The organism is Dietzia sp. HMSC21D01, assembly GCF_001815995.1.
GTDB classification, from domain to species: domain Bacteria; phylum Actinomycetota; class Actinomycetes; order Mycobacteriales; family Mycobacteriaceae; genus Dietzia; species Dietzia cinnamea.
Window position 1 is genome coordinate 1 of sequence record NZ_KV823852.1, and the last position, 3,971, is coordinate 3,971.

At 72.4% G+C, this 3,971-nt stretch carries 4 protein-coding genes; all 4 read left to right on the plus strand.

Annotated features, from left to right (window positions below; all coding sequences use genetic code 11):
* Positions 1 to 1,315 (plus strand): lipase family protein (locus HMPREF3086_RS06140; protein WP_070720757.1); only part of this gene is annotated, 1,315 nt, incomplete at its 5' end.
* A 142-nt stretch (positions 1,316 to 1,457) separates the two neighbouring features.
* Positions 1,458 to 2,906 (plus strand): decaprenylphosphoryl-beta-D-ribose oxidase, encoded by a 1,449-nt coding sequence (locus HMPREF3086_RS06145; protein WP_061916252.1) that lies wholly within the window; start codon positions 1,458 to 1,460, stop codon positions 2,904 to 2,906.
* A 50-nt stretch (positions 2,907 to 2,956) separates the two neighbouring features.
* On the plus strand, positions 2,957 to 3,718 hold the full coding sequence (locus HMPREF3086_RS06150) for a decaprenylphospho-beta-D-erythro-pentofuranosid-2-ulose 2-reductase (RefSeq protein WP_070720759.1): 762 nt from the start codon (positions 2,957 to 2,959) through the stop codon (positions 3,716 to 3,718).
* Between the two features lie 2 nt (positions 3,719 to 3,720).
* On the plus strand, positions 3,721 to 3,971 hold a 251-nt coding region (locus HMPREF3086_RS06155; RefSeq protein WP_168169062.1), incomplete at its 3' end, for an arabinofuranosyltransferase.

A 3,971-nucleotide genomic window follows, 5' to 3' on the forward strand; every position in this document is an offset into this window, starting at 1 on the left:
CGCCGGAGCCGCTCAGCCCACCGGTGCGGCGTCGTCCGCGGTCACGGTCCCCGACCCGTTCGCCGCGCTCCGGCCCGCGCCCGAGCACGAGCGCACGCCCGAGCGCTACCTGCCCAGTCCGTCCCCGGACCCCTGGTACTCGTCGCCGCCGACCGTCGACCCCGCGACCGCCCCGGGGACGATCCTCGCCACGCGAGAGGTGACGATCCCGCCGCACAACGTCCGCAACTTCGGCCGCGGCTGGCAGGTCCTGGTCCAGAGCACCGACTCCCACGACCGCCCGCAGCAGATCGTGTCCACGCTCATCGAGCCGGCCACCCCGTGGCCCGGGCCCGATCCGCGGCCGCTCGTGTCGTTCAACGTCACGATCGACTCGCTCGGCCTGACGTGCATGCCGTCCCACACGCTGCCGCACACGCTCAACCTCGAGCTCCCGCCGTTCCTGCAGATCCTCGCCGACCGCGGCTACGGCCTGGTCGTCACCGACTTCCAGGGGCCCAGGGCGGCCTACGCGGCGGGGCGCGCCAACGGCCGCGCGGTGCTCGACGGGATCCGCGCAGCCCGCGCCTTCGTCCCACCCGGTGAGGCCGGCCCGCTGTTCGCCGACTCGCGGGTCGTGCAGGTCGGCTACTCCGGCGGCGGCATCGCCACGGGCTGGGCCGCCCAGCTGCAGCCCGTGTACGCCCCCGAGCTGACCGGCGTGCTCGTCGGCTCATCGGTCGGCGGCGTGCCCTCCGACTACTCCGACCTGTTCGACACGATGGACGGCACCATCGCCTCCGGCCTCTACCGCGCCGCCGTCCTCGGCCTGGCTCGCGAGTACCCCGAGATGTACCCCCTTCTCAACGCCACCGGCGACGTGATCGCGCACCACCTCCGCGATGCCTGCGCCGCCGCCAACACCGCCGGGGGGCTCATCCCCGCGCCGCTGTCCGCCCTGACCGACGTCGATCCCCGCACGGACCCCACGGTCGCGGCCGTCCTGGCCCGCAACCGCCTGGGAACCCCCGACCCCGCCCATGGCGCTGACCCGCGGGAGGTACCGACCGGGCCGGTCCAGGTCTGGCACGGTGACGCCGCCGCGCCGATCGGCCCCGGACCGGGGTCCTCGCGGGGGCCGGGCGACCCGTTCGTCCCCGAGTGGACGGCCCGTCGGCTGGCGGACGAGTGGTGCGCGGCCGGTGCCGACGTCGAATACACGCCGGTGCCCGGCGAGCACATCCTCGCGGCCTACACCGCGGTCGGCCCGGCGCTGGACTGGGTCGACGACCGGGCACGCGGCGTCCCCTTCGACTCCGGCTGCCGGCCCGACTGACCGGCGCGGCCCGAGAGGGCGGGTCCTCGGCGAGCGAGCGGCCCTCGTCGTCGTCATCTCTCCCTCATCTCCCCGTCGGCCGCGTCACACCCGGGCGCGGCGACGCGGCGGCCGGGCCCCGCCGGGCGGTAACCTCGACCGCGTGAGCACCGCGCAGAACACCCCACCGGCCCCGACCGCGCTGGACACCGAGCTCCGGCGCCTGACCGGCTGGGGCCGCACCGCCCCGGCGTTGAGCCACGTGCTGACCCCACGCTCGGTCGACGAGATCTCCGCGGCCGTCGCGGCGGTCAACGACTCCAACGCCTCCTCCCCAGCCCACCTGCGGCGCGGCGTGGTCGCCCGCGGCCTCGGCCGCTCGTACGGCGACAGCGCCCAGAACTCCGGCGGACTCGTCGTGGACATGAGCCGGTTCAACCGCATCCACGAGCTCAATGCCGAGAAGGCGCTGGCAGTGGTCGACGCGGGCGTCAACCTCGACCAGCTCATGCGGGCGGCCCTGCCGTTCGGGCTGTGGGTGCCGGTCCTGCCGGGCACACGGCAGGTGACCGTCGGCGGTGCGATCGGCCACGACATCCACGGCAAGAACCACCACTCCGCCGGCTCGTTCGGCAATCACGTCACGCGCATGGAACTGCTCGTCGCGGACGGCCGCGTGCTCACGCTCGAGCCGAGCGGAACCGCCGACGACCCCGACGGAACGCTGTTCTGGGCCACCGTCGGCGGCAACGGCCTCACCGGCATCGTGCTCAAGGTGTGGATCGCGATGACGCGCACGGAGACGGCGTTCTTCCTCGCCGACGACGACCAGACCTCGAGCCTCGACGAGACGATCGCCCTGCACACCGACGGGTCGGAGTCGAAGTACACCTACTCGTCCGCGTGGTTCGACGCGATCAGCGCGCCCCCCAAGCTCGGCCGGGCCGCGGTCTCGCGCGGGTCGCTGGCCACGCTGGCCCAGCTCGAGGAGTACGCGCCCAAGCTGGCGAAGAACCCGCTGGCGATGGACGCCAAGCCGCTCATCACGTTCCCCGACGTGTTCCCCAACGGGCTGGCCAACAAGTACACCTTCGGCCCCATCGGCGAGGTCTACTACCGGCTCGGCGGGACGTCGCGGAACCAGATCAAGACGTTGCCGGCGTTCTACCACATGCTCGACCTGTTCTCGGAGTGGAACCGGGCCTACGGATCCAAGGGGTTCCTGCAGTACCAGTTCATCGTCCCGCCCGGCGCGGTCGAGGGCTTCAAGGAGATCATCGGCGACATCCAGCGGTCCGGGCACTATTCGTTCCTCAACGTGTTCAAGCTGTTCGGACCCGGCAACCAGGCGCCGCTGTCCTTCCCCATGGAGGGCTGGAACGTGTGCGTGGACTTCCCCATCAACGACCGGCTCAACAGCTTCGTCAACCACCTCGACGCCAAGGTCATGTCGATGGGCGGGCGGCTCTACACGGCCAAGGACTCGCGCGTCCCGGCCGGGCGGTTCCACGCCATGTACCCGGAGATCGACTCGTGGATCGCCACCCGCCGCGGCATCGACCCCCACGGGGTGTTCGCCTCCGACATGGGCCGGCGGCTCGAACTGCTCTGAGCGGGTGAGCGCCCCCAGCGGTGTCGGGGCCCGTCGGTAGACTCCTGCCCATGATCAATGCCGTCGGCGTCCCCCAGACCCTGCTCCTGCTCGGTGGAACCTCCGAGATCGGCCTGGCCATCTGTGCCGAGTACCTGCAGCAGGGACCGATGCGCGTGATCCTGGCCTGCTTGCCCGGGGACCCGGGTGTGGACGACGCCCGGGCGGAGATGAAGGCCGCCGGCGCGAGCGCCGTGGAGGTCGTGGACTTCGACGCCGCGGCCACCGACACGCACCCGGCCGCGTTCGAGACGATCTTCGGCGGCGGGGACGTCGACGTGGCGATCGTCGCGTTCGGCCTCCTCGGGGACAACGAGGAACTCTGGTCCGACCAGCGCAAGGCGGTCCAGATCGCGCAGATCAACTACACCGGTGCCGTCTCGGTGGGCGTGCTGCTCGCCGAGCGGATGAAGGCGCAGGGCTTCGGCCGGATCATCGCCATGAGCTCGGCCGCCGGCCTGCGGGCCCGCCGCTCCAACTTCGTCTACGGATCCACCAAGGCGGGGCTGGACTCCTTCTACACCGGTCTCGGGTACGCGCTCGACGAGCACGGGGTGGACGTCCTGGTGATCCGCCCCGGCCAGGTGCGCACCCGGATGTCAGCGCACGTCAAGGAGGCGCCGCTGACCATCAACAAGGAGGAGGTCGCCCGCATCGCGGTGAAGAACGCCGGTGCCGGTAAGGGCGCGGTCTTCGCTCCGGCCGCGTTCGGCGGGGTCATGGCCGTGCTCACGCACGTGCCGCGCCCCATCTTCCGCAAGCTCCCCTTCTGAGCATGCCGCCGGCGCTACGCGGGCCCGGTCTGGCCGGGGCGGCGACGCTGCTCGCCGCAGCCGTCACCGCCGTGGTCCTGGTCGGCTTCTCGCTCGTCTCCTTCCCGGCCTACGGCAACTCCAACGTCCTGCGGGCCCTGACCGTGGTCGGTCAGACCGCCGCTGTCGCGCTGGTGGCGACGGGGATCCTCGCCGCGCGCGCCGGGGAGCGGCCGGGGGGTCGGCCCGCGCTGGTGCGGCTGGGCAAGCTCGC

Coding starts and splice junctions, on each gene's coding strand:
- HMPREF3086_RS06150 (WP_070720759.1), top strand. CDS start 2,957: ATGATCAATGCCGTCGGCGTCCCCCAGACCCTGCTCCTGCTCGGTGGA.